This is a genomic window from Streptomyces sp. NPDC017991, from assembly GCF_044328075.1.
Lineage (GTDB): Bacteria > Actinomycetota > Actinomycetes > Streptomycetales > Streptomycetaceae > Streptomyces.
Window position 1 is genome coordinate 124,526 of the sequence record NZ_JBIRGP010000016.1, and the last position, 24,601, is coordinate 149,126.

Annotated in this window: 20 protein-coding genes; 10 read left to right on the forward strand and 10 right to left on the reverse strand. The window is 69.8% G+C overall.

Annotated elements, in window-relative coordinates; all coding sequences use genetic code 11:
* The first annotated feature begins 287 nt into the window (after positions 1-287).
* The 3 genes from cimA (at position 288) to ACH4DZ_RS37455 (ending at position 6,755) form a co-directional block, all read left to right on the forward strand.
* The gene (gene cimA, locus ACH4DZ_RS37445; RefSeq protein WP_398292991.1) at positions 288-1,892 is read left to right on the forward strand and encodes a citramalate synthase; all 1,605 of its coding nucleotides are present in this window, start codon (positions 288-290) and stop codon (positions 1,890-1,892) included.
* 325 nt (positions 1,893-2,217) lie between these two features.
* Positions 2,218-5,238: a glycoside hydrolase family 3 protein gene (locus ACH4DZ_RS37450; RefSeq protein WP_398292993.1), complete on the forward strand. Its 3,021-nt coding sequence runs from the start codon at positions 2,218-2,220 to the stop codon at positions 5,236-5,238.
* Between the two features lie 152 nt (positions 5,239-5,390).
* Positions 5,391-6,755: a hypothetical protein gene (locus ACH4DZ_RS37455; RefSeq protein ID WP_398292995.1), complete on the forward strand. Its 1,365-nt coding sequence runs from the start codon at positions 5,391-5,393 to the stop codon at positions 6,753-6,755.
* Positions 6,756-6,897: 142 nt separating this feature from the next.
* Here ACH4DZ_RS37455 and ACH4DZ_RS37460 read toward each other — a convergent pair whose 3' ends face one another.
* The 3 genes from ACH4DZ_RS37460 to ACH4DZ_RS37470 form a co-directional block, all read right to left on the reverse strand.
* Positions 6,898-7,680, reverse strand: coding sequence for a serine protease (locus tag ACH4DZ_RS37460; protein ID WP_398292997.1), 783 nt, complete (start codon positions 7,678-7,680; stop codon positions 6,898-6,900).
* Between the two features lie 232 nt (positions 7,681-7,912).
* Positions 7,913-8,410: an N-acetyltransferase gene (locus ACH4DZ_RS37465; RefSeq protein ID WP_398292999.1), complete on the reverse strand. Its 498-nt coding sequence runs from the start codon at positions 8,408-8,410 to the stop codon at positions 7,913-7,915.
* A gap of 307 nt (positions 8,411-8,717) precedes the next feature.
* A complete protein-coding gene (locus tag ACH4DZ_RS37470; protein ID WP_398293001.1) occupies positions 8,718-9,326 on the reverse strand; it encodes a YceI family protein in 609 nt (202 codons plus the stop codon).
* A gap of 276 nt (positions 9,327-9,602) precedes the next feature.
* On the opposite strand from ACH4DZ_RS37470, the gene ACH4DZ_RS37475 reads away from it, so the two are divergent.
* The 4 genes from ACH4DZ_RS37475 to ACH4DZ_RS37490 all read left to right on the forward strand — a co-directional run bounded on the left by ACH4DZ_RS37475 (position 9,603) and on the right by ACH4DZ_RS37490 (position 14,502).
* Positions 9,603-10,118, forward strand: a complete 516-nt coding sequence (locus tag ACH4DZ_RS37475; RefSeq protein ID WP_398293003.1) for a hypothetical protein — start codon at positions 9,603-9,605, stop codon at positions 10,116-10,118.
* Between the two features lie 3 nt (positions 10,119-10,121).
* Complete coding sequence (locus ACH4DZ_RS37480; RefSeq protein WP_398293005.1) at positions 10,122-12,500, forward strand: polysaccharide lyase 8 family protein; 2,379 nt, start codon at positions 10,122-10,124, stop codon at positions 12,498-12,500.
* 154 nt (positions 12,501-12,654) lie between these two features.
* On the forward strand, positions 12,655-14,247 hold the full coding sequence (locus ACH4DZ_RS37485; RefSeq protein ID WP_398293007.1) for an acyl-CoA carboxylase subunit beta: 1,593 nt from the start codon (positions 12,655-12,657) through the stop codon (positions 14,245-14,247).
* A 60-nt stretch (positions 14,248-14,307) separates the two neighbouring features.
* Positions 14,308-14,502 (forward strand): acyl-CoA carboxylase subunit epsilon, encoded by a 195-nt coding sequence (locus ACH4DZ_RS37490; RefSeq protein ID WP_398293009.1) that lies wholly within the window; start codon positions 14,308-14,310, stop codon positions 14,500-14,502.
* Between the two features lie 110 nt (positions 14,503-14,612).
* Here the strand turns inward: ACH4DZ_RS37490 and ACH4DZ_RS37495 are convergent, their stop codons facing one another.
* Complete coding sequence (locus ACH4DZ_RS37495) at positions 14,613-15,278, reverse strand: TetR/AcrR family transcriptional regulator (protein WP_398293010.1); 666 nt, start codon at positions 15,276-15,278, stop codon at positions 14,613-14,615.
* Positions 15,279-15,387: 109 nt separating this feature from the next.
* Here ACH4DZ_RS37495 and ACH4DZ_RS37500 point away from each other — a divergent pair, with 109 nt between their 5' ends.
* Positions 15,388-16,353, forward strand: a complete 966-nt coding sequence (locus ACH4DZ_RS37500; RefSeq protein ID WP_398293012.1) for an SDR family NAD(P)-dependent oxidoreductase — start codon at positions 15,388-15,390, stop codon at positions 16,351-16,353.
* A 57-nt stretch (positions 16,354-16,410) separates the two neighbouring features.
* On the opposite strand, the gene ACH4DZ_RS37505 is transcribed toward ACH4DZ_RS37500, so the two are convergent.
* Both ACH4DZ_RS37505 and ACH4DZ_RS37510 read right to left on the reverse strand, forming a co-directional pair.
* Positions 16,411-16,596, reverse strand: a complete 186-nt coding sequence (locus ACH4DZ_RS37505; protein WP_398293014.1) for a DUF397 domain-containing protein — start codon at positions 16,594-16,596, stop codon at positions 16,411-16,413.
* A gap of 21 nt (positions 16,597-16,617) precedes the next feature.
* Positions 16,618-17,469 carry a helix-turn-helix domain-containing protein gene (locus ACH4DZ_RS37510; RefSeq protein ID WP_398293016.1) on the reverse strand — a complete coding sequence of 284 codons (852 nt, stop codon included), beginning with the start codon at positions 17,467-17,469 and terminating at the stop codon, positions 16,618-16,620.
* Between the two features lie 201 nt (positions 17,470-17,670).
* Between ACH4DZ_RS37510 and ACH4DZ_RS37515 the strand changes: the two genes are divergently transcribed.
* Positions 17,671-18,201 (forward strand): ATP-binding protein, encoded by a 531-nt coding sequence (locus tag ACH4DZ_RS37515; RefSeq protein ID WP_398293018.1) that lies wholly within the window; start codon positions 17,671-17,673, stop codon positions 18,199-18,201.
* A gap of 219 nt (positions 18,202-18,420) precedes the next feature.
* The gene (locus ACH4DZ_RS37520) at positions 18,421-19,326 is read left to right on the forward strand and encodes a DUF3800 domain-containing protein (protein WP_398293020.1); all 906 of its coding nucleotides are present in this window, start codon (positions 18,421-18,423) and stop codon (positions 19,324-19,326) included.
* 87 nt (positions 19,327-19,413) lie between these two features.
* Here the strand turns inward: ACH4DZ_RS37520 and ACH4DZ_RS37525 are convergent, their stop codons facing one another.
* The 4 genes from ACH4DZ_RS37525 to ACH4DZ_RS37540 form a co-directional block, all read right to left on the reverse strand.
* Positions 19,414-19,995, reverse strand: coding sequence for an ATP/GTP-binding protein (locus tag ACH4DZ_RS37525; protein WP_006375305.1), 582 nt, complete (start codon positions 19,993-19,995; stop codon positions 19,414-19,416).
* The gene (locus ACH4DZ_RS37530; protein WP_398293022.1) at positions 19,976-20,557 is read right to left on the reverse strand and encodes a DUF742 domain-containing protein; all 582 of its coding nucleotides are present in this window, start codon (positions 20,555-20,557) and stop codon (positions 19,976-19,978) included. The genes ACH4DZ_RS37525 and ACH4DZ_RS37530 overlap by 20 nt, the downstream gene beginning before the upstream one ends.
* A 92-nt stretch (positions 20,558-20,649) precedes the next feature.
* Complete coding sequence (locus ACH4DZ_RS37535; RefSeq protein WP_307536275.1) at positions 20,650-21,063, reverse strand: roadblock/LC7 domain-containing protein; 414 nt, start codon at positions 21,061-21,063, stop codon at positions 20,650-20,652.
* Positions 21,064-21,073: 10 nt separating this feature from the next.
* The gene (locus tag ACH4DZ_RS37540) at positions 21,074-24,421 is read right to left on the reverse strand and encodes a nitrate- and nitrite sensing domain-containing protein (protein ID WP_398293024.1); all 3,348 of its coding nucleotides are present in this window, start codon (positions 24,419-24,421) and stop codon (positions 21,074-21,076) included.
* Positions 24,422-24,601 lie beyond the last annotated feature (180 nt).

The window sequence follows — 24,601 nt, forward strand, 5'->3', positions numbered from 1 at the left end:
ACGGACGGTGAGCACGGAGGCGGTCTGTGCCAGACTGCGTCCGTGCTCTCGTTCGTCATGATTATTGGCAGCAGGCGCGCCGGTCCGCAGTGACCACCATGTACGACCAGGTACGGGTGGACACCGTCGTCTTCGACCCGCGCGCTAACCTCTCGCACCCGCGAGGGGTTTTTCGCTTTTCTGGCCCACCCTCAGCCGGAGGCGAGAGCGCGAGGGACCATACGAGGACGGTGGAACCGGTCATTCCGGTACCGACCGAGATCCAATCCTCAGGAGCCTTGATCCCCATGACCGACACCAGCGAGCTCGACGATTCGTTCCACGTCTTCGACACCACCCTGCGCGACGGCGCGCAGCGTGAGGGCATCAACCTCACCGTCGCGGACAAACTGGCCATCGCACGGCACCTGGACGACTTCGGCGTGGGCTTCATCGAGGGCGGGTGGCCGGGCGCGAACCCGCGCGACACCGAGTTCTTCGCCCGGGCCCAGCAGGAGATCGACTTCAAGCACGCCCAGCTCGTCGCCTTCGGGGCCACCCGTCGGGCGGGCGGCAAGGCGAGCGAGGACCCGCAGGTCAAGGCACTCGTCGAGTCCGGCGCACCCGTCGTCACGCTCGTCGCCAAGTCCCATGACCGGCATGTCGAACTGGCGCTGCGCACCACCCTCGAAGAGAACCTGGAGATGGTCCGCGACACCGTCTCCCACCTCCGCGCCGAGGGCCGCCGCGTCTTCGTCGACTGCGAGCACTTCTTCGACGGCTACCGGGCGAACCCGCAGTACGCGAAGGCCGTCGTCCGGGCCGCCGCGGAGGCCGGCGCCGACGTCGTCGTCCTGTGCGACACCAACGGCGGCATGCTGCCCGCCCAGGTCCAGGCCGTCGTCGCCACCGTCCTCGCCGACACCGGGGCACGCCTGGGCATCCACGCCCAGGACGACACGGGCTGCGCCGTCGCCAACACCCTCGCCGCGGTGGACGCGGGCGCGACCCACGTCCAGTGCACGGCGAACGGCTACGGCGAGCGCGTCGGCAACTCCAACCTGTTCCCGGTCGTCGCGGCCCTGGAGCTGAAGTACGGCAAGAAGGTCCTCCCCGAGGGCGCGCTGTCCGAGATGACCCGTATCTCGCACGCGATCGCCGAGGTCGTGAACCTCACCCCGTCCACGCATCAGCCGTACGTCGGTGTCTCGGCCTTCGCCCACAAGGCGGGCCTGCACGCCTCGGCCATCAAGGTCGACCCGGACCTGTACCAGCACATCGACCCCGAGCTGGTCGGCAACACCATGCGGATGCTCGTCTCCGACATGGCGGGCCGCGCCTCCATCGAGCTCAAGGGCAAGGAACTCGGTGTCGACCTCGGCGGCGACCGCGAGCTGATCGGCCGGGTCGTGAGCCGGGTCAAGGAGCGTGAGCTGCAGGGCTACACGTACGAGGCCGCGGACGCGTCCTTCGAACTCCTCCTGCGCGAGGAGGCCGAGGGCAGGGCCCGCACGTACTTCGACGTCGAGTCCTGGCGTGCCATCGTCGAGGACCGCCCCGACGGCAGCCACGCCAACGAGGCGACGGTGAAACTCTTCGCCAAGGGCGAGCGGATCGTCGCCACGGCGGAGGGGAACGGGCCGGTCAACGCACTCGACCGGGCGCTGCGGGTCGCCCTCGAAAAGCTCTACCCCCAGCTCGCCAGGCTGGAACTGGTCGACTACAAGGTCCGCATCCTTGAGGGCAAGCACGGCACGCAGTCCACGACGCGCGTCCTCATCTCCACCTCGGACGGGGCGGGGGAGTGGTCGACGGTCGGCGTCGCGAAGAACGTGATCGCGGCATCGTGGCAGGCACTGGAGGACGCGTACACGTACGGCTTGCTGCGAGCGGGCGTCGAGCCGCCGGCGTAGCCCACCCCTTTTTCCCGCCCCCGCCGCCCCTACCCGTTCCCGTCCACGCATGGGGGCTGCGCCCCCTCGCCCCCTGATCGCGCTTCGCGCTCGTCCTCAAACGCCGGACGGGCTGGAGTTCCAGCCCGTCCGGCGTTTGAGGACCGGGGGTTCGGGGGCAGCGCCCCCGAGTCAGTGACGGGAACGGGTAGGGGCGGCGGGGGCGGAAAACCCCGCCCCCGGATTCGGTGCGAAGGCTTGACGCCCTCGCGGGGCGTCAGTTAACTCACGGCGTGATTTAAGCCCCGCGAGGTCCCGCCGTCACAGCCTGAGCCGAGGAAGGTCCATGCGAAGAACCGCCCTGCTCGTCTCCGCCGCCCTGCTGACCGGACTGCTGCCGTTCGCCGCAGCCGGCCCCGCTTCCGGAGCGGACGACCCCGCCCCCGTCCCCGTCGACAACTTCGAGGGCGAGATCCCGTTCGCGAACCCGCCCGCAGAGGGCATCTTCACCTGGGGCAGCGACTCGGACGACCCGCCCACGCTGGAGCTCGCCGCCCGCGACGACGCACCGCAGGGCGACAAGGTCCTCTCCGGCACGTACGACATCAGCGGCTACGGAGGATTCACCCACGACTTCGCCTTCGCCGAGCCGGCCCACGACTGGTCGGCGAGCAAGGGCATCCGCTTCTGGTGGGACGGCCGCGACAACGGCAAGAAGGTCAACTTCGAGCTGAAGGACGGCGGCGCCAACGGCGAGGCCTCCGAGCTGTGGACGACGTCCTTCACCGACGACTTCACCGGCTGGAAACAGCTGGAGATCCCGTTCACCGACTTCACCTACCGTACGGACTACCAGCCCGTCGGCGGCATCGACCAGGTCCTCGGCCTCACCGAGATGTGGGGGTACGCGCTCACGCTCCCGGTCGGTGTCCAGGACCGGTTCGCCATGGACGGCGTGGAGTTGTACGGCAAGGCCGACCAGGCGCTGCGGGCCAACGTCGTCACCGACGCCGCCGTGTACCCGGTGAAGGAGGGCCGCTCGGCCGCCGTGAAGATCACGGTTGCCACCACCGGCTCCGCGCCGATCGAGGAGCCGGTCACCGTCGCGTACGAGACGGCCGGCGGCACCGGCGAGCCCGGCAAGGACTACACCCCGGTCGAGGGAGAGCTGACCTTCCCGGCCGGTACGGCCTCCGGCACCTCGCGGACCGTCACCGTGGCGACCCTGCGCGACAGGACGGGCGAGAACGCCGAGACCGTCCCGCTGAAGCTGACGGTCACCGGCGCCAAGGCACCCGCCGAGAACCCGCAGGTCGTCATCGACGCCCATGGACTCCCGTACCTGGACGCGAAGCTGCCGGTGAAGAAGCGGGTCGCCGACCTGGTGTCCCGGCTGTCCCTCGCCGAGAAGGCCGGTCAGATGACCCAGGCCGAGCGGGGCGCGCTCACCGCGCCGGGCGACATCGCCGCGTACGACCTCGGCTCGCTGCTCTCCGGCGGCGGCTCGACGCCGACGCCGAACACGCCCGAGGCCTGGGCGAAGATGATCGACGGCTTCCAACTCCGGGCGCAGGCCACCCGGTTCCAGATCCCGCTCATCTACGGCGTGGACGCGGTGCACGGCCACAACAACCTCGTCGGCGCCACGATCCTGCCGCACAACATCGGTATCGGCGCCACACGCGACCCGCAAGTCGCCCACGACGCGGGCAAGGTGACCGCGGCCGAGGTCCGCGCCACCGGCATCCCGTGGGACTTCGCGCCCTGCCTGTGCGTGGCGCGCGACGAGCGCTGGGGCCGTACGTACGAGTCCTTCGGTGAGGACCCGGCGCTCGTCGAGTCCATGGAGACCGTCATCCAGGGCCTCCAGGGCGCCGCCAGTGGCAAGGACCTGAAGCGCGACGACAAGGTCCTCGCCACCGCCAAGCACTTCGTCGGCGACGGCGGTACGGAGTTCGGCTCGTCCACGACCGGCTCGTACACGATCGACCAGGGCGTCACCAAGGTCACCCGGCAGGAGCTGGAGGCCGTCCACCTGGCTCCGTACCAGGACGCGGTGGACCGGGGCGTGGGCACGTTCATGCCCTCGTACTCCTCGCTGGACATCCTCGGCGACGCCGAGGGCCCGGTGAAGATGCATGCCAACGCCGCGATGCTCAACGGAGTCCTCAAGGGCCGCATGGGCTTCGACGGCTTCGTGATCAGCGACTGGCAGGCCATCGACCAGATCCCCGGCGACTACGCGAGCGACGTCCGTACGTCCGTCAACGCGGGCCTCGACATGATCATGGTCCCGTACGCGTACAAGGACTTCCACGCCACGCTCCTCGACGAGGTGCGGGCCGGGCGGGTGAGCGAGAAGCGGATCGACGACGCCGTGTCGCGCATCCTCACGCAGAAGTTCAAGCTGGGCCTCTTCGAGAAGCCGTACGCCGACACGAGCGGCGCCTCGGCGATCGGCTCGGCGAAGCACCGGGCCGTGGCCCGCGAGGCCGCCGCCGAGTCGCAGGTCCTGCTGAAGAACGCGGGCGGTGTGCTGCCGCTGAAGAAGTCCCAGAAGGTGTACGTCGCCGGGTCCGATGCCGACGACATCGGCAACCAGACCGGTGGCTGGACCATCACCTGGCAGGGCTCGTCCGGGAAGATCACCGACGGGACGACGATCCTGGAGGGCATCCGCAAGGCGGGTGGCTCCGTCACGTACTCCAAGGACGCCTCGGCGCCGACCGCCGGCAACGACGTGGGTGTCGTGGTCGTCGGCGAGACCCCTTACGCGGAGGGCGTCGGTGACGTCGGCAACGGCAACGACCTGGCGCTGACGGCCGCGGACAGGGCTGCCGTCGACAAGGTGTGCGCCGCCATGAAGTGCGCGGTCCTGGTCGTCTCCGGGCGACCGCAGCTCATCGGCGACCAGCTCGGTGACATCGACGCGCTCGTCGCGTCCTGGCTGCCGGGCACGGAGGGCGACGGTGTCGCGGACGTGCTCTACGGGAAGCGGGCCTTCACCGGTCAGCTGCCCGTGACCTGGCCGAAGTCCGAGGCGCAGTTGCCGATCAACGTCGGCGACCCGGTGTACGACCCGCAGTTCCCGTACGGGTGGGGGCTGACGACGCTCACGAAGGTGCCGTCGGGTGGCACGGCCACGCTGAAGGCCCTTGCCGTCGCGGCCTCGCTGGCCGAGCGGGCCGGGTCCGAGGAGGCCGGGCGCGCGATCGTCGGCAAGGCGCGGCTGCTCGTCCAGCAGAAGGTCGGGCAGCAGATCACTTCGGCGGTGGCCAAGCCGTTCGCCGACGCGGATCATTTGCTGCTCACGGGGCGCTATGCGCGGGCGGTGGAGAAGCTGGCGGCTGCGTATGCGGCGGCCTGACCCGGCCTGACTCGGCCTGACGCCATCGGGCCCGCGATGTTCTTCGTCTGCGGGCCCGGTGGGGGCCGGCCGCGCACACGCGGCGGAGCCGCATACGGACACCGCCCCGCGCCCCTGAAGCAAGCACGCGGGGGCTGGAGTAGCTTCGAAGTATGAAAGGCGTACTTGTGCGAGGGCTGGCCGTTCTGCTGACTGCTTTCGCGGCGCTCGGGCTGGGGGTGGTGGGCGTCGGGGTCACCGGCGCCCACGCCGACACCGGCGTCTCGGCCGTCGCGGACGCCCTGCGCGAGAGCCCCGTGTACGTGGATCCGTCCATGGCGCGGGTCCTGTCGGACTCCGAGGCCGACGCCCTGGCCACGAAGATCGAGAAGGCGGACAAGCCGGTGTTCGTCGCCGTTCTCCCCGGGGACTTCCCCACGGAGAACCTCTTTCAGAACCTGCGCACCGACACCGGTGTCACGGGCCTGTACGCGATCCGGCTCGGCTCCCGGTTCGACGCGAAGGCCGACTCCTCCGTCATGCCGAACGCCGCCGTGCGCAACCTGGTGACCAGCGTCCGCGGCGAGGACGCGCTGACCCAGCTGAACCACTTCACGGACCGGGCCCTCGCCGACGTCGGCGGCTCCGCGCCCAGCGGCTGGAGCGAGGGCGACGGCGACGGTGTCGGCACCGGCGCCCTGATCGGCGTCGGCGCGGTCGTCGTGGCGGGCGGCGCGGGCGCGTACGCCCTGGCCAGGCGCAACCGCCGCCGCAAGGAGGCGGAGCGGCGGGCCGCGCTCGACCGGCTGCGCGTCGTCGTGGACGAGGACATCACCGCCTTCGGCGAAGAACTCGACCGGCTCGACTTCCACCCCGCGGAGGCCGGCGCGGACGACGCGATGCGCGCCGACTACGAGCGCTCCCTCGACGCGTACGACAAGGCGAAGTCCTTCATGGCCGCGGCCACCCGCCCCGAAGACGTGCGGGGAGTCACCGAGGCCCTGGAGGACGGGCGCTTCTCGCTGGCCGCGCTCGCCGCGCGCCGCGAGGGCAGGCCCGTTCCCGAGCGCCGGGCGCCCTGCTTCTTCGACCCGCGCCACGGGCCCTCGGTCGCCGACGCCGCCTGGACGCCCGCGGGCGGAGCGCCCCGCGAGGTGCCCGTCTGCGCCGCCGACCAGGTCAGGCTGGCCGAGGGCGCCGACCCCGCCGTGCGTGAGGTCGACACGGAGTACGGGCGGCGGCCCTACTGGGACGCGGGTCCGGCGTACGGCCCCTGGGCGGGCGGCTACTTCGGCGGCGGCATCCTGCCCGGCCTCCTCGTCGGCACCGTGCTCGGCTCGATGATGGCCGGCCCGGCGTACGCGGCCGACTACGGCTCCGGTTACGGGGACTTCGGGGGCTCGAACGGCTACGAGGGCGGGGACGTGTCCGGCGCCGACTTCGACTCCAACGACTTCGGCGGCGGCTTCGACGGCGGCGGTGGTGGCGGTGGGGACTTCGGGGGCGGGGGCGGCAGCGACTTCGGCGGGGGATTCTGACCCACGCCGCCCGCGCCGCCCGCGGTCACCGGTACGGGTAGGCATACGCATACGGGTGTGCGTACGGGTGTGCGTACGGCTATGCGTACGGGCCCGGCGTGCTTCCGCGCCGGGACCGTACGCGGCGTAACGCGTGTGGGGGTCAGAGAGTCGACGCCGCCGAGGCGATCGCGGAGGAGAAGGTCGAGACCTCGCTGTAGACGCCGGGGGCGTTCGCGCGGGCGCAGCCTATGCCCCAGCTGACGATGCCGACCTGGATCAGGGCGCCGGCGTTGTCCTTGCGGAACATCGGGCCGCCGGAGTCGCCCTGACAGGTGTCCACACCGCCGGCGGCGTAACCGGCGCAGATCTCGTCACTCGCGACGAGGCCGCTGTAACCGCTGTACGTGCGGCAGGTGGCGTCGCTGATGAACGGCACGCTCGCCTTGAGCATGTAGCGCTGCTGGGCGCCGCCCTCACTGGCCGAACCCCAGCCGGCGACGGTGAAGGTGCCGGAGTTGTACGCCGTGGTGGTGGCGATAGGCAGCGTGGGCAGGTTGATGGGCTGGGCGAGTTTGATGAGCGCCCAGTCCTTGCCGTTGCCGTTGTAGCCGGGGGCCCGGTAGATCTTGGTGGACTTGACCTGGACCCGGCCGGAGGTGGACTGGAGGTCCACGACACCGGCGGTGGCGGTGATGCTCGTGTTGTTGCCGGTGGCGCCCACGCAGTGCGCGGCGGTGAGCACGATCTGCTGGGTGTAGAGCGCGCCGCCGCAGCCCATGGAGAGGCGGACCATGAAGGGGAACTCGCCCTGCGCGGCGCGGGTTCCGCCGACGACGGGCGCCGGGGCCGCCTGCGCGGAGGACAGGGGCTGAAGGCTGATGACCGCGAGGGTGGCGGCGCCGGCGACCGCGCATCTCTTGAGCGTCCTGAGGAGGTTCTTCAACGTGATGCCTTCCGTGGGGGGTGGAAGTGGCAGGCCCATGCCAAGTGCGAGGGAGGAAATCCCGTTGCTCTCGTCATGAGCCGGTCAATTTCTGTTGAAGGATTATGGGAACGCTGTGAGCACCGCCACAAGGGGTCGAATCCAGCCGTTCGTGTCCAGGCAGCTGTCGGGGCGGGCGGGGCGGGGCCGGCGTCTGCGTCGGGTGCGGGCGGGTGTCGTGCCCGGCCGGGTGTCAGGTGCGGTCCGGCAGAGCCAGCCATTCCTTCCACGACAGATCCCGGCCGATGAACCGCGGCTGCTCGAAGGGCCATGCTTCGGCGATCCAGCGCGGTACGAACGCGTCCAGGTCGTGCTCCAGCGGGGTCCCCGCCCGGTCGTCGACGACCCACCACGAGATCTCGGCGTCGGCACCGGCCTTCTCCGGCGGGTCGATGTACACGCAGCCGTACTCGGTGTTCTCGGCCTCGTCGAACAGCACGTAGTTGAACGACTCGTGCGCCTCGATCTCGGCCGCGTGCCGTTCCAGGTCCGCCTTGTTGGCCTCGTACGTGATCGTGGCGGCGGGCCAGCCCCAGGCCTCCCCGAAGATCGACCACAGCCGGTCCCGGGAGCCCATCACCGCCGGGTAGTCGATCGCGGCGTCGTCGCCGGAGATCGGCCGCAGATGAAGCAGCCCTCCGGGCAGGGCGGCGCGGAGGGGGTGGACGAAGTCGGTGGGCAGCCATGTCATGGCCGGAGGTTAACGTGCGGGTTGGCGGCGCCGCACCGGTATATCCGCGGCTACGTCCCCGGCTCTCCGTCACCGCTCAGGGGCTCCGCCCCCGAACCCCCGGTGCGCAGTTCCCCGCGCCCCTATGGGGCCCGCACAGCCGAGCGCCCGCCCTTCCGCTCGCAAGGAGCCGGAGGGCGGGCGCGCTCGGCACCCCTCAGGGGCGCGGGGAACTGCGCAACGGGGGGCTAGGGGGCGGAGCCCCCAGGCAGTGACGGACGCAGGTCGCCGGGCGGGACCCGGGTGCACGGTCGCCCGGTTGCCTGAATCAGGCGGCGTTCCTGATCGCCGAGATGTCGAAGGTCAGCTTGATCTTGTCGGAGACGAGCACGCCACCGGTCTCAAGCGCCGCGTTCCAGGTGAGGCCCCACTGGGAGCGCAGGATCTCGGCCTTGCCCTCGAAGCCGACGCGCTCGTTGCCGAACGGGTCCTTCGCCGCGCCGTTGAACTCCAGGTCGATGGAGAGCGGCTTGGTGGTGCCGAGGATCGTCAGGTCACCGGTGATGCGGTAGTCGTCGCCGCCGAGGGCCTGGGTCGCGGTGGAGCGGAAGGTCATCGTGGGGAACTCCTCCGTCTTGAAGAAGTCCGCGCTCTTCAGGTGACCGTCACGGTCGTCGGAGCCGGTGCTGATGCTGTCCATCTTGACGTCGATGGACGCGGTCGACAGCGACGGGTCGGCGCCGTCGAGGTGCAGGCTGCCGGTGAAGTCCTGGAAGCCGCCCTTGACGTTCGTGACCATGGCGTGGCGCGCCACGAAACCGATCGTCGAGTGCGACGGGTCGATCGTGTAGTCGCCGGTCAGAGCGGCGAGGTCGGGGCTCACGGCGGCGGGCGTCGCGGTTGCGGTGTCGGTGTCCTTGCGGCCGAAGATTCCCATGACTGGCTCCTTGGGGGACGGGCTCCGGCTCTGCGCCGAAGCTGTTTAACGTTCAACTAGGGCGACCATAGACCTATTCCCTACGGGTTTCAACTGTGATCAAGGCGTGTTGCCCCGGTTACACCCGGTTGCCATTGGTCTACACCTCAAGGGATCCGCCAGCCCCCTGGTGGACACGTGTAGACCTCGGGCACCATCGCCTTGCCCCACCTGCTCCGCCGCTCCACCTGCACCGCCGCCCCACAGTCAGCACGGTCGTCCGCAGGAAGGCTCCGCATGAAGCTCCGCTCCGCCCTGACCGCCCTCACCCTCTTCGCCGCCCCGGCCGCCGTCGTGCTCGGCGGCGCCACGGGGGCGACCGCCGCACCCGACGCCGTCGCCGTCACGAAGATCAGCCACGCCACGGCGACCTCGATGTTCAGCGGCTCCGGCATCACCTGGTCGTCCTCCGGCGGCTGCTCGGACCGCGACAACCCCACGTGTACGTCCTTCACCCAGCTGAACCTCGCGACCGCCCAGGGAGCGCAGACGCTGAAGAGCGCCACGGGCTGCGCCCTGAACATCACCGGGGGCACCGAGACCGGCCACGCGAGCGGCACGTACTCGCACTGGAACGGCTACAAGCTCGACTACGCCAAGAGCACCTGCGTCACGAACTACATCAAGAACACGTTCACCTACATCGGCCCGCGCGGCGACGGAGCCCTCCAGTACCAGTCCGGCTCGGGCAACATCTACGCGGACGAGGGCAACCACTGGGACGTCCTCTACCACAACTGCGGCGGCTGCTAGAAGATGATCTCCACCCGACGTACGTTCCTGCTGGCGGCGGCGCTCGCACCGGCCGTCCCGCTCCTGGCGTCCGCCCCCGTCGCACACGCGGCCGACGACGCCGACGACCCGTACGACACGCTCCGCCGCCGCTGGCTGGAGATCGCCCTCGGCGCGGGCTACGACCCGGCCGCCGAGCCGTACGCGTCCCGCCTCGCCGAGACCGGCGAACTGGCCCGCGGCTTCCGGAACTCCATGGCGCCGACGGCCGACTCGCTGTGGCCCGGCTACCCGTACGACCCGCCCGCCGGCATCACCCAGAGCTACAGCAGGCTGTGGACGATGACCCAGGCGTACGTCCAGGAGGGCACCGGCTCCACCGGCGACGCGGGCCTGCTCGCGGACGTCCTGCGCGGCCTCGACCACCTCTCCGCCACCGTCTACAACCCCACCACCACCCGGTACGGCAACTGGTGGGAGTGGCAGATCGGCAGCCCCCGCCTCCTCATGGACATCGTGGCCGCCCTGTACGGCGAGCTCACGGACGCGCGGATCGCCGCGGCCTGCGCCGCCGTCGACCACTTCGTCCCCGACAGCATGCTCGGGGACTACACGGGCACCTCGACCGGCGCCAACCGCGTCGACCTGTGCCGTTCCGTCGCCCTGCGCGGCATCCTCGGCCGGGCCCCCGAGAAGATCGCACTCGCCCGGGACGCGCTCTCGCCCGTCTTCCCGTACGTCACCGAGGGGGACGGGCTCTACGCCGACGGGTCGTTCGTCCAGCACACCTGGGTCGCGTACTCGGGAACGTACGGGCAGGTCATGCTCGACGGGCTCGGGCGGCTCTTCGCGCTGCTCGCCGGGTCGCGGTGGGAGGTGACCGATCCCGGCCGGCAGATCATCCTGGACAGCGTGGAGAAGGCCTACGCGCCGCTGATCCACGACGGCCTGATGATGGACAGCGTCAACGGGCGGGCCATCAGCCGGGGTTACCTCAGGAGCGACGACCGGCAGGTCATGCGCAGCGACCACTTCCACGGGCAGGCGCTGATCGCCGCGATCACGCTCCTCGCCCAGGGCGCCAGCGCGGCGGAACGCGACCGCTGGCAGGGCAGGATCAAGGGCTGGATCGAACGGGACACCGTCACACCGATCCTGACGGCACGTCAGTTCGGAGTGGCCGACCTGGCGCGTCTGCACGCCGTCGCCGAATCCGCGCTCCCGGCCGCCCCCGAACCGGCCGGTCACCACCTCTTCGCCGCCATGGACAGGGCGGTCCACCGCGGCTCCGGCGCCAGGAGGGGTTCCGGTGCGGGCCCCGGCTTCACCGCCAACATCTCCATGGCGAGCGAACGGATCGCGTACTACGAGTGCGGCAACGGCGAGAACCCGCGCGGCTGGCACACGGGTGCCGGAATGCTCTACTGGTGGGCCGACGGGAGCCGGTCCGGTCCGTCGGGCGGGTCCGGTCAGTACACGGACTGGTACTGGCCGACCGTCGACTGGTACCGGCTGCCGGGGACGACCGTGTCCACCAAGCGGCTCGCCGACCGGGCGGGCGGCGAGTGGGGCGAGCCCAGACCCGCGGCGCGCTGGGTCGGCGGCACCACGGACGGGCAGTTCGCGGCGGTCGGGCAGCACCTGCTGGGGCTCGGCTCGACCCTGGAGGCCCGCAAGTCGTGGTTCTGCCTCGACGACGCGATCGTCTGCCTCGGCGCGGGCATCACCGCCACGGACGGCGTCCCGGTCGAGACGGTCGTCGACAACAGGAACCTGGGGGAGGGCGGCGGGCAGGCTCTCGTACGAGGTCCTGGCTGGGCCCATCTGGAGGGCCACGGGGGCTGGGTCGTCCTGGAGGGACCCGCCTTGCGCACGCTCCGCGAGGACCGCACGGGCGCCTGGTCCGACATCAACACCACCAGCGCCACCGAACGCCGGACCCGCCGCTGGCAGACGCTCTGGCTCGACCACGGCACGGACCCGGTGGACGCCACGTACGCCTACGTCGTGCTGCCCGGGGCCTCGCGCCGTACGGTCGCCGCCCGCGCCGCCGACCGGCACCGGCTGTCGGTCCTCGCCAACGACTCCGGCCGCCAGGCGGTGTCCGTACCGGCGCTGGGGCTGCTCGCGGCGAACTTCTGGCGCCCGGGAACGGCCGGCCCGCTCACGGCCACCGCCCCCGCGAGCGTGCTCGTACGCCACCGGGGCGGGACCGCGACCCTCCGCGTGAGCGAGCCGACGCGTACCGGCGAGGCTCTGGAGATCGTCTGGGACCGGCCCGTACGCGGGGTCGTGCGCGCGGATCCGGACGTCGAGGTACTCGCCACCGGACGCCGGCTGAGGCTGCGCGTCACTCCAGGGAAGGTATGCGCATCGCTGGAGTGTGAGGTGACTCTCAGCTGAGCGCTTTGTGCGACCCCTACAAGCGAAAGGGCCTCTGAGCAGTCGGATCGCCTGCACGTCGTAAGGGTTCTGTTCAGGGCTACCAGTAAAACGGGCCGGAGACTGTACAGAGTCGACGGCCCGCTTTCCTTGGTGGACTTCGTAAGGTCACTACATGACCGTTTTGGACGAGACCGAATCCTTGGCCGGGGAACCCGCGGATGCCCGTGGGCGCGTGGCCGAGCTGCAGGCGATCCGTGCGGAGGCTCTTCGCGGACCCAGCGACAAGGCGACCGCGGCGCAGCACGCCAAGGGCAAGCTGACCTCCCGGGAGCGGATCGAGCTGCTGCTGGACGAAGGCTCGTTCAACGAGGTCGAGCAGTTGCGGCGGCACCGGGCGACCGGCTTCGGCCTGGAGGCCAAGAGGCCCTACACGGACGGCGTGATCACCGGCTGGGGCACGGTCGAGGGCCGCACGGTCTTCGTCTACGCCCACGACTTCCGTATCTTCGGCGGCGCGCTGGGCGAGGCCCACGCCACGAAGATCCACAAGATCATGGACATGGCCATCGCGGCCGGAGCGCCCCTGGTCTCCCTCAACGACGGCGCGGGCGCCCGTATCCAGGAGGGTGTCTCGGCCCTCGCCGGCTACGGCGGCATCTTCCAGCGCAACACCCGCGCCTCCGGCGTCATCCCGCAGATCTCCGTGATGCTCGGCCCGTGCGCGGGCGGCGCGGCCTACAGCCCCGCCCTCACCGACTTCGTCTTCATGGTCCGCGAGACCTCGCAGATGTTCATCACCGGACCGGACGTCGTCAAGGCGGTCACCGGCGAGGAGATCACCCAGAACGGCCTCGGCGGCGCGGACGTCCACGCCGAGACGAGCGGCGTCGCGCACTTCGCGTACGACGACGAGGAGACCTGCATCGCGGAGGTCCGCTACCTCCTGTCGATGCTGCCGCAGAACAACCGCGAGAACCCGCCGGCGACCGAGTCCGAGGACCCGGCGGACCGGCGCTCCGACGTGCTCCTGGACCTGGTGCCGGCGGACGGCAGCCGGCCGTACGACATGACCAAGGTCATCGAGGAGCTCGTCGACGACGGCGACTACCTGGAGATCCACGAGCGCTGGGCCCGCAACATCATCTGCGCCCTGGCGCGGCTCGACGGCCAGGTGGTGGGCATCGTCGCCAACCAGCCGCAGGCCCTGGCGGGTGTGCTGGACATCGAGGCGTCGGAAAAAGCGGCGCGTTTCGTCCAGATGTGCGACGCTTTCAACATCCCGATCGTCACGCTGCTGGATGTGCCGGGCTTCCTGCCCGGTGTCGACCAGGAGCACGGCGGAATCATCCGCCACGGCGCGAAGCTGCTGTACGCCTACTGCAACGCGACCGTGCCGCGGATCTCCCTGATCCTGCGCAAGGCCTACGGCGGCGCGTACATCGTCATGGACAGCCAGTCCATCGGCGCCGACCTCACCTATGCCTGGCCGACCAACGAGATCGCCGTGATGGGCGCGGAGGGCGCCGCGAACGTCATCTTCCGCCGCCAGATCGCGGACGCGGAGGACCCCGAGGCGATGCGGGTGCGCATGGTCAAGGAGTACAAGGCCGAGCTGATGCATCCCTACTACGCGGCCGAGCGCGGCCTGGTCGACGACGTCATCGACCCGGTCGAGACCCGCGAGATCCTCATCCGCTCCCTCGCGATGCTCCGCAACAAGCACGCGGACCTGCCCTCCCGCAAGCACGGAAACCCGCCGCAGTAGTAACCCGGCGGATTCATCGCGGCAATCCCGCGTACCTCTCTCTCACGGAGACTGACACCCATGGACATTCCTGATATCCGCGTCGAGAAGGGCCACGCCGAGCCCGAGGAAGTAGCCGCGGTCACGGCGATCCTCCTGGCCCGCGCGGCCTCCGCGCCCGCCGAGGCCCCGGCCCGCCACGGCCGCGCGAAGGCCGGCTGGCGCCGCCTGGAGCGCACGCCGGGCTTCCGCGCCCCGCACTCCTGGCAGGGCTGAGCCCCTCGCTTGCCCGATCGCCGGCCGGACTCCCCAGGGAGTCCGGCCGGCGATCGCTGTTTTTGGGGCCGGGCCGCCATCGGGTTGCGGCCCGGCCGGGGCGACCCGCGTCAGGGGCGGGGCAGCACGCCCAGCAGGGTCGCGGTGAGGGCCAGCTCCAGGGAGTCCTTCAGTTCCAGGTGGAAGCGGGCCAGCTCGGGCTCGGCCCGGTAGGCCGCCAGCAGGCTGGGCGGGGGAGTGCTGTACGCCGACAGCGCCCCGGCCATGACCATGGTCTGCAGGCTGAACAGCGTCGCGTTCTCGCCCAGCTCCGGCAGGTACCGCTGGATCAGGGCCGTCATGGTGGTCAGGCGTTCCAGGGAGGCGCGCTTGTAGCGTGCCACGACCTCGACGGAGACGTTGTGCTCCAGGACGCTGCCCTGTGCGCCGAAGAGGTCGCACAGCACCACGCGGCCGGAGAGCGAGCGGCCGAGGGTCTCGGCCACCGCTGTCGCTCGCTCGGCCATGGGCAGATCCTCGTCGACGCCGGCGGCCAACTCGTCCGCCAGTTCCGTCAGCCACTCCCGCAGGAAGTGGTCCAGCAGTTCCAGCAGTACGGCCTCGCGGGACTCGAAGTAGCGCAGCACGTTCGGCTTCGCCAGGCCCACCCGGCGGCTGAGCTCGTTCAGGGTGACCGCGGCCACCGGCATCTCGTCGAGCATCGCCGACGCCATGTCGAGGATCGCCCGTCGGCGGATCTCCCGCTGCTCCTCGGTTCGCGCCCGCTGGAAAGTCACGAGCACCAGCCTAACTTAGGTACCAGCGGTACGTTGACAACGTACCGAGAGTACTTTAACGTCGTCGACACAAGGTACTTCCGGTACGTTAATTTGTTGGGAGCCCGGCATGGGTGCAAAGTGGACGACGGCGAATATTCCGGACCAGCGCGGGCGGGTGGCCGTGGTGACCGGGGCAAACACCGGACTGGGGTACGAGACCGCCAAGGCGCTCGCCGAGCGCGGGGCGTCCGTGGTGCTCGCCGTGCGCGACGTCGAGAAGGGCGAGCGGGCCGCGGCCCGCATGACCGGTGACGTGACCGTGCAGGCGCTGGACCTGACCTCGCTCGACTCCGTACGGACCGCGGCGGCGGCGCTGCGGTCCCGGCTCGGCCGGCTCGACCTGCTGATCAACAACGCCGGCGTGATGTACACCCCGAAGCAGACCACCCGGGACGGCTTCGAGATGCAGTTCGGCACCAACCACCTCGGCCACTTCGCGCTCACCGGGCTGCTGCTCGACCTGATGCTGCCGGTGCCCGGGTCGCGCGTGGTGACGGTCAGCAGTACCGGCCACCGCATCCGGGCCGCGATCCACTTCGACGACCTGCAGTGGGAGCGGTCGTACGGCCGGGCCGCCGCCTATGGCCAGTCCAAGCTGGCCAACCTGATGTTCACGTACGAGCTGCAGCGCCGGCTCGCCACGCACGGCACCACCGTCGCGGTGGCCGCGCACCCCGGCATGTCCAGCACCGAGCTCGCCCGCAACACCCCCGCGGCCGTCCGGCTCCCGCTCACCTGGCTCGCGCCGCTGATCACCCAGACACCGGCGATGGGCGCGCTGCCGACCCTGCGCGCCGCCACCGACCCCGCCGTGCTCGGCGGCCAGTACTACGGCCCCGGCGGCCGCAACGAGATCAAGGGCCACCCCCGACTGGTCACCTCCAGCCCGGAATCGTACGAGGCAGCCGTCCAACAGCGCCTGTGGACCACCTCGGAAGACCTCACCGGGGTGAAGTTCCCCGTCGCCCAGTCGGGGCAGAACTCGTCCCCCACCGGCTCGGCCGTCATCCCAGCCACATCCCGTCGAGCGTGATGGCTCTCCCGCACACGAACTTCGCGGCGAACGTTTCCCGCCGCGAAGGCGCCGCGGCTAAGCGCCACGCCCAGGTGGCCCCGACCTCACGCTGCGCAGGAGGGCGCTCAGCGCTCCTGCTCCGGTGGACAGAACCTCGGTCGGGTTGGCGCTCTCGCGCAGGGCTATGCCGTCGTCGGCGGCGGCAACTTCGACGCAGTTGTTGCCGGAGGCTTCGGAGAAGGACGACTTGAGCCACGTCAACTCGGGCAAAGTACGGACCTCTTACAGATTCTGAGCGATTTCGAGGATGCAGTCCCTCGATTCCTGGGCATTCAACGCTACCTGTTCGACCGCGTCCAGACGACGGCGGAAGTTGGCCAGCTGGGTGGGCGACTCGAAGAAGACGGCACCGATCGGTGAGTCCACCTGGACGGTGTCGAGATGGGCGCTTTCGGCTGAGGCGTACAGCACCGAGTCGCCCGCCATGGGGAATCCGCCGACGCTGAACGGGATCACCTGGAGCGTCACGTTGTCGCGTTCGCTCTCCTTGAGCAGGTGCTGCAGTTGGGCCTGAGCCACGGGGCGTCCGCCCACCTGCATGTGCAGGGCGGCTTCATGGACCAAGCCCGTGTACGGAACGGCAGGCTCCTTCGTGATCACCTTGTGGCGGGCGAGCCGTTGCGCGATGCGGAGTTCCACTTCGAGGCGTGGCAGGGCCGGGATGAAGAGATCGAAAAGGGCGCGGGCATGGTCCTCGGTCTGGAACATGCCCGGTACGTGGGCGGTTTGCAGGGTTCGCAGGGAGCGAGCGCCGTATTCCAGTTCCGCGACGTCGAGAAAATCCGGCGGTACCTTGCCCCGGTACTCGTCCCACCACCCTGTTCTGCGGCCCCCTGTCATCGAGGCCAGAACCTCGATCAGTGCTGGATCGTCGCACTCATAGATGCTTGCCAGTCGCCGCAGGCGTTGCTCGCTGATGCCGAAGCGGCCCGCTTCGACGTTCGAGATGGTCGTGCGGTCGGTGCCGAGCAACTCGGCCGCCCGCGGCGCGGACAGGCCGACAGCCTCGCGCAGGCGCCGCAGTTCGGCCCCGAAGCGGCGTTGGCTGATGGTGGGCGTTTGACGTGGCGCCATGTGATCCTCTCCTCGCTCGCGCACAGTGTGCCCGCCCGTATTGGGCTCGTCCATCCGAATCAGGAATGCAACTCGTTGGATTGAAAGAGGTATCACGGGTTGTAAACAGTGGACTACGGTGTGACCTGTGCCACCCGGTGTTCGCCGGTGCGAAAACGCTGTGGCACACGTCCAGTTGGCCCCGCACCTCGGAGCTGCCACATGAACACCGAGCAGAACCACCACCCCGGCCCGACCGCCTACCTCCTCCCCGCCCTCGACCCCCTGTCAGGGACCCCGCACCCGCCGCCCCTCTCCTTCACCGCTCCCTGGTGCTACGAGCTGCACTTCCCTTGCGACCCCAGGGGGCCGGGCATCGCCCGCGTCACGCTCCGAGCCGTCCTCGACGCCCACGGCCTCGCCCAGCTCATGGACCGCGCGGAACTACTCGCCTCGGAGCTGGCCACCAACTCCGTACGGCACACGAAGGGCCCCGCATCCGTACGGCTCCAGTGGCTGTGCCCCGTACTGCGGGTGAGTGTCTGGGACATGAGTCCCGACCTGCCCTCGGCACCGGGCTCCCGACGGACGGACGTCGCGGCGCACGCGGAGGACGGCCGCGGCCTGCTGATCCTCGACACGGTGGCCGACCGGTGGGGCGGGTGCGCCATAGGAGAAGGCAAGTTCGGCCCCGGCGGCAAGACGATTTGGTTCGAACTGGGCCTGCCCGTCGCCGCACTGCCGGTGAGCTGATCCCGCGCTCGCCGCTCGGGGCCGCGCCCGTCCATGCGAGCGACTCAAGCGCAAAAAGTGACGAACTAGTTACTCATGGTGACGACTCGCTTGCCCGGGCACTCTCGAAGCTGGGACAATACGGAACAGCACACAAAATATCGCGCATATGACTGCGCAGACCCTGTGGCCGTCCCTTCGGGGGCGGCCACAGACGTGTTTTCGGGGAGGTTCGGTTCGGTGCATCTCTGCTACATCGACGAGGCGGGCAACGGACAGACGCTAGATCCTGTCCGGCCCGACGCGCCACCCGTGCTCGTCGTCGGAGGGGTCACCGTTCCTCGATCCCAGGTGAAGGACCTCACCTGGGACTTCCTCGCGGTGAAGAAGCATTACCGGCCGCAGCTGTGCAAGGCCGAGCAGCTGTCCGAGGTGACCCAGCACGAGATCAAAGGCTCGGACGTGCGGAAGAACCTCCGGACCGGCAACCATCAATGGCGGGGCGCCGCGATGAAGTTGCTGGCCTCCGTGCTCGACATACTGGAACGGCACGACGCCAGGGTGCTCGCCCGGGTGTGGGTGAAGGAGGAGAGGCTCGCCTTCGACGAGTCCGGGGTCTATCCGGCCTCCGTTGGATCGCTGACCGAGACCTTTCAGGCGCAGCCCGCCCATGAGCACTCGCACGGCATGATGGTGCTCGACAGCCGCACGAAGGTGAAGAACGCCCCCAACGTGCACTGCGTGACCACGCGCAAGTACCGCACGGGCGGTGACGGCCTGCGGGGAGTCATCGAGTCACCCGTCTTCGGGCACAGCGATACGCACACGCTTCTCCAGCTCGCAGATCTGGTCGTCTCATCGCTTCTCTTCCCGATCGCCTGCCATACGTACATGAGCGACGTGACCTGGAACGTGCACTGCGATGACGCCTACCGGCCGCTGCGGGAGCAGTTCGGGGCCCGGCTGAAGAAACTGCAATTCCGGTACCAGGACGTGGAACGCAAGTGGCGTGGCGGGATCGTGGTGTCCGACCGCCGGACACGGCAGTCGTCCAGCCTCATGTTCGGTCCTGGCAAGCCGACAGCCCTGCCGCTTATTCCGGAGCAACCGGGTCCTGTCGGGGATAGTGCGCCACTTCAGCCGTGACTCGGGCTCGGACGGGGCGCAGACGCGGATGGGGGCGGCAGCCGTTCAACCGGCTGCCGCCCCCATCCGAGGCTCGGAGGAGCCCGCCTACCGCAGCCGCGCCATCAGCGCGTGCTCCACCAGTGTGATCAGTGCCGACTTCGCGTCCGCGCGGTGGCGGGCGTCCGTCGTGATGATCGGGGTGTCGGGGCCGATCTGGAGAGCTTCCCGGACCTCGTCCGGGTTGTACGGCTGGCTGCCGTCGAAGCCGTTGAGGGCGATGACGAACGGCAGTCCGCTGTTCTCGAAGTAGTCGACCGCCGGGAAGCAGTCGGCGAGACGGCGCGTGTCGACGAGCACGATCGCGCCGATCGCGCCGCGTACCAGGTCGTCCCACATGAACCAGAAGCGGTCCTGGCCGGGCGTACCGAAGAGGTACAGGATCAGGTCCTGGTCCAGGGTGATACGGCCGAAGTCCATGGCCACCGTCGTGGTGGTCTTGTCCCCGGTGTGGGTGAGGTCGTCGATGCCCGCCGAAGCGGACGTCATCACGGCCTCGGTACGCAGCGGGTTGATCTCCGAGACGGCCCCGACGAACGTGGTCTTGCCCACGCCGAAGCCGCCCGCCACCACGATCTTCGCGGACGTGGTGGAGCGGGAAGGCCCTCCGCTAGAGCTTGCGAAGTCCACTGAGCACCCTTTCGAGCAAAGTCACGTCTGGCTGACCGCCGGCGTTCTCGTCGCCGCCGGGCTGATGAATGGCGACCAGGCCTGCCTCCGCCAAGTCGGCGACGAGGATCCTGGCCACACCGAGAGGGATCGTCAGCAGGGCCGAGATCTCGGCCACCGACTTGATCTCCCGGCAGAGGTTGCAGATGCGCTGATGCTCGGGCAACTGGCCCTGCATCTGGTGCGGCTGCGCTGTGGTGTGCACCAGTGCCTCGATGGCGAGCTGGTATCGCGGCCTGGTACGGCCGCCCGTCATCGCGTAGGGGCGTACCAGCGGATTGCTGGCGCTCCCCGCGGGAGACGGTTCGGGCGAGCGCCGCTGCGGCTGCACGGGCTGGATGCGCGGTGCCGGCGGCTGGTCGTAAGGAGAGGAGCCCGGACCCTGGGGGGAGTACGGCTGCTGGCGTCGGTGGCTCGGCGCGGAGGGGAAGTTGTACCGGTTCGGCGAGCCGTCGCCGCCCTGGCCCTGGCCGGGGCCGTAGGACCAGTTGCCCGAAGACGAACCGTCTGGGGGTGTTGCCACTTTCTCCTCCTCCGAATGTGCCGGGCCCATCAATGTGGAGCCGCGTCCCGAAACCTTACGGCCACGGGACGCCAAAACGCATCGCTTGTCTGCTAGTTGAGAAGGCTCCCCTGAAGCTCGGCACGCAGATCCGGAGTGAGGACCGTACCGGCACGGTCGACCAGAAGGGCCATCTCGTACCCAACGAGACCGATGTCCGCTTCCGGATGTGCGAGAACCGCGAGCGAGGAACCGTCGGAGATGGACATGAGGAAGAGGAATCCCCGCTCCATCTCCACAACCGTCTGATTCACCTGCCCGCCTTCGAAAATGCGGGACGCGCCCGCGGTGAGTGAGGTCAGGCCCGACGCGACGGCCGCCAGCTGGTCGGCACGGTCACGCGGGAACCCTTCGGACATCGCCAGAAGGAGTCCGTCGGCGGAGACCACCACGGTGTGGGACACCCCGGGGGTGTTGTCCACGAAGTTGGTGATCAACCAGTTCAGGTTCTGTGCCGCCTGGCTCATCGGGCTCACACTAACGCTCCTGGTTGTAGGTGCTGTCAGGGCCACCGTGCTGGTTCCTGGTGGCCTGACCGTTCGTTTCACTGGTTGCATCTCGGCCCCGCTGCACGCCGCGTCGCAGGTTGCTCAGCCTGCCCCGGACGTCCTCGGGAGCGCGGGAGACCTGGGGGCCGCCCTGTGGGGTCGATTCGGCGGTGCCCTCGACCAGATTGGCCTTGGGCACCCGCCGCGGCAGGCCGGAAGGGGTGACCCCGCCTGCCTTGGGCTGCTTCAGCGCTTCGGCCCGGTGCCACATCTGGTCGTTGTTCGACCGCCAGTCGCCCTTGCCGCCGGTGCCGTTGTTGGTGCTGACGACGCCGGCGCCGGTGCCGTTGCTGGTGTTGCTGTCGTTGTTCGCGAAGGGTGCCGGTGACTCCTGGCCCACGGACTGCTTGCCGACCGCGGTGGCTCCGCGGCGGGGAAGTCCGGCGTCGGTGGTTCCGCGGCGCGGAAGCCCGGCGTCGGTGAGCTCGGGGGCGCTGGAGGGGACCGGTCCCGGAGCATCGAAGCCTACGCTGTCCTGCTCGGCCGCCTCAGCGGTCCGGGCAGGCTCGGCCTGCGGAGCGTACTCGGCGGGGAAGCCGTTCTGGTACGCGTCCTGCTGCGGCCAGTCGTCCTGGTAGGGCTGCTCCTGGAAGGGCGGGAACGCGTCCTGTCCGACGGCCGGGTCCGGCCGGTGCTCGTCCTGGCCGGGCTCCGCGTAGACGGGTTCCTGGTATCCCTCGGCCGGCGGGAAGTACGTCTCGTCGTACGACGTCTGCTGCTGCCCCTCGTACGACGTCTGCTGGTCGTAGCCGGGGGCCTCGGTGTACGCGGGTGCCTCGGAGAAGGCCGCCGCAGTGTCGTCGAAGGCGGGCTGACCGTTCTCGTACCCCTGGCCACCGTTCTCGTAGCCCTGCTGCGGGTCGAACTCGCCCTGGAAGGACGGGGCCTCGCCCTCGGGGCCTTGCGTCTGGGCCTCCAGGGCCGCGCGGCGCTCCTCACGCATGAGGGAGCGGCCCACCGGGTCCAGTTCGCGTATGTCGTCCGGGACCTCGGGGTTGTAGCGGCTGTCGTCGAAGCCCAGTTCGGCGGCCGTGCGCAGGGGCGGCTGGGTGCTCTGGAACTCCTCGCCCCCGAAGGGCGGCTGCGGCTGCTGCTGTAGCTCGTGCTCAGGGATGATCTGCGAGACCGTGAAGTCGTCGCGCTGCACCTGGTAGTCGCCGCCGCCACCGTGGGTGATGGCGTCGGGGAGCATGACGAGCGAGGTCGTGCCGGCCTGCTCGCCCGAGGGGCGCAGCTGGACGCGGATGCCGTGCCGGTCGGACAGCCGGCCGACCACGAAGAGGCCCATGCGCTGCGAGACCGCGGCGTCCACGGTCGGCGGGTTGGCCAGCTTGTGGTTGATGTCCGCGAAGTCCTCGGCGGTGAGGCCGATGCCCTTGTCGTGGATCTCGACCATGATGCGGCCGTCGGGCAGCCGGGTCGCGGTGACACGGACCTTGGTCTGCGGGGAGGAGAACGTGGTGGCGTTCTCCAGCAGCTCGGCGAGCAGGTGCACGAGGTCGGTCACGGCACGGCCGTGGATCTCGGCCTCCGGGACACCGGACAGCTCGATGCGCTCGTACTGCTCCACCTCGGAGGAGGCGGCGCGCAGCACGTCGACCAGCGGGACCGGCTGGTCCCAGCGGCGGCCCGGCTCCTCGCCGGCGAGGACCAGGAGGTTCTCGCCGTTGCGGCGCATACGGGTGGCCAGGTGGTCCAGGCGGAAGAGGTTCTCCAGCTGGTCCGGGTCGGCCTCGTTGTTCTCCAGGTCGGTGATGAGGGTCAGCTGGCCCTCGATCAGGGACTGGTTGCGGCGCGACAGGTTGGTGAAGATCGCGTTGATGTTGCCCCGCAGGAGGGCCTGCTCGGCGGCGAGCCGCACGGCCTCGCGGTGGACCTGGTCGAAGGCGCGGGCGACCTCGCCGATCTCGTCCGTGGTGTTGATCGGGATGGGCTGGACACGGGTGTCCACCCGGCCCGGGTCGGTGCGCGAGAGCTGGTCGACCAGCATCGGCAGGCGCTGCTCGGCCACACCGAAGGCGGCGTTGCGCAGCTGGCGCATCGAGCGGCTCATCTGGCGGGCCACCATGCCGGCCAGGATGAACGCGGCGAGCAGGGCGATGACGACGGCGGCACCGGTGATGAAGGCGTCGCGCTTGGCGTCGGAGGCGATGGTCGAGGCCTCGGACACGGCCTTGTCGCCGAGGTCCGCCTCGATGGTGCGGTAGGCGTTGTACTTGGCGGTGTTGACCGCCCACCAGTTCTGGGCGGTGATGCCCTTGTCGGCGAGCGCGACGCGGGCACTGGCGTCGGTCGTCGCGAGGGTGCCGATACCGCTGACCATGGCGGTCTCCCCGGACGGCGGCGGGACATAGGTCTGCCCCCGGGCCTGGGCGGCCTCCGCGGCCTCCTTGGCCTGCGCCGCACCGTCGGTCTGGATCCGCTTCTTGGCCTGCTCCAGCTTGGCGGCGTCGCTGTCCGTACCACCACCGATGTACTCCTCGATGGCGATGCCTTCGAGGTAGGCGTACGAGGTGAGGGCGACGCGCTGCTTGGCCAGGCTCTCCTCCGACGGCCCCGGCTTGATCAGCAGATGCGTGCCGATGGAGCGCTGGAGCGAGAGAGCGGCCTTGGAGAGGGAGATCGCGTAGACCGTACGGCCGTAGCTGGTGATGTTTCCGGTGCCCAGACCGAGCTCGTTGGCGAACTCCATCAGCGGGTGCTGGATCTCGACGTAGCCCTCTTCGGTCTCCACGCCCTTGAGCTTCGAGGTGTACGCGGCCGCGCGCAGGGCGGCGAGCTTGGGCTCCTGCTCGCGGAAGATCCCCAGGCGGCGTTCGAGTCCGGCCTTGGCCGGCATGTTCTCGGCGGCCTCGTTGAAGGCGACGGCCGCCGCGTCCGTCTCACGACGGGCCTTGACGACGGTCGCGTCCTTCGCGCCCTTGCCCTCCAGGAGGGGGGCGGCGGTGATGTCGCGTTCGGAGTACAGCTTGTCGCCGTAGGTGAGGGCGGCGCGGACCAGGCGCGCGGTGTTCTGCGCGTCCTCGGCCTCCTGCCAGGTGTCGATGGAGTTCTTCACCTGGAAGCCGCCCATGACGAGGCCGACCATCACGGGTATGAGCAGAATCGCGTTCAGTCTGGTCGGTACGCGCCAGTTGCGCGGAGAGAAACGGCCCCCGCTGGGTGGGGGTGGGGCCGTCGGCTCCGAGCCGGGCACATGTGCGGGTGCCGCTCCGCGCGGCGGCGGGGTGAAGTTGCCCCGTGCCGACGGCTCGGGACCGTTCTTGCTTCGCCTCACTCGACCAACAACCTCTCGGCTCGGCACCTTCGTCGTGCCGCGTGTGTCTTCCGGCCCTTACTACTGGGCAGTTCTGGCATTCCAGCACGTCAGGGTGTGCTCGTCCAAACACTCGGAACCGAAGATTCCGGGTGACGTAAGCCGCAGATAAAACGGAACATAAAGAACGAGCCCCGCCAA

Bases quoted from the DNA above. Each gene is read 5' to 3' on its own strand.
- ACH4DZ_RS37470 (WP_398293001.1), bottom strand. From the start codon at position 9,326: ATGGGAATCTTCGGCCGCAAGGACACCGACACCGCAACCGCGACGCCC.
- ACH4DZ_RS37455 (WP_398292995.1), top strand. From the start codon at position 5,391: ATGAAAGGCGTACTTGTGCGAGGGCTGGCCGTTCTGCTGACTGCTTTC.
- cimA (WP_398292991.1), top strand. From the start codon at position 288: ATGACCGACACCAGCGAGCTCGACGATTCGTTCCACGTCTTCGACACC.
- ACH4DZ_RS37515 (WP_398293018.1), top strand. From the start codon at position 17,671: ATGAACACCGAGCAGAACCACCACCCCGGCCCGACCGCCTACCTCCTC.
- ACH4DZ_RS37510 (WP_398293016.1), bottom strand. From the start codon at position 17,469: ATGGCGCCACGTCAAACGCCCACCATCAGCCAACGCCGCTTCGGGGCC.
- ACH4DZ_RS37475 (WP_398293003.1), top strand. From the start codon at position 9,603: ATGAAGCTCCGCTCCGCCCTGACCGCCCTCACCCTCTTCGCCGCCCCG.
- ACH4DZ_RS37490 (WP_398293009.1), top strand. From the start codon at position 14,308: ATGGACATTCCTGATATCCGCGTCGAGAAGGGCCACGCCGAGCCCGAG.
- ACH4DZ_RS37500 (WP_398293012.1), top strand. From the start codon at position 15,388: ATGGGTGCAAAGTGGACGACGGCGAATATTCCGGACCAGCGCGGGCGG.
- ACH4DZ_RS37465 (WP_398292999.1), bottom strand. From the start codon at position 8,410: ATGACATGGCTGCCCACCGACTTCGTCCACCCCCTCCGCGCCGCCCTG.
- ACH4DZ_RS37480 (WP_398293005.1), top strand. From the start codon at position 10,122: ATGATCTCCACCCGACGTACGTTCCTGCTGGCGGCGGCGCTCGCACCG.
- ACH4DZ_RS37450 (WP_398292993.1), top strand. From the start codon at position 2,218: ATGCGAAGAACCGCCCTGCTCGTCTCCGCCGCCCTGCTGACCGGACTG.
- ACH4DZ_RS37485 (WP_398293007.1), top strand. From the start codon at position 12,655: ATGACCGTTTTGGACGAGACCGAATCCTTGGCCGGGGAACCCGCGGAT.
- ACH4DZ_RS37535 (WP_307536275.1), bottom strand. From the start codon at position 21,063: ATGAGCCAGGCGGCACAGAACCTGAACTGGTTGATCACCAACTTCGTG.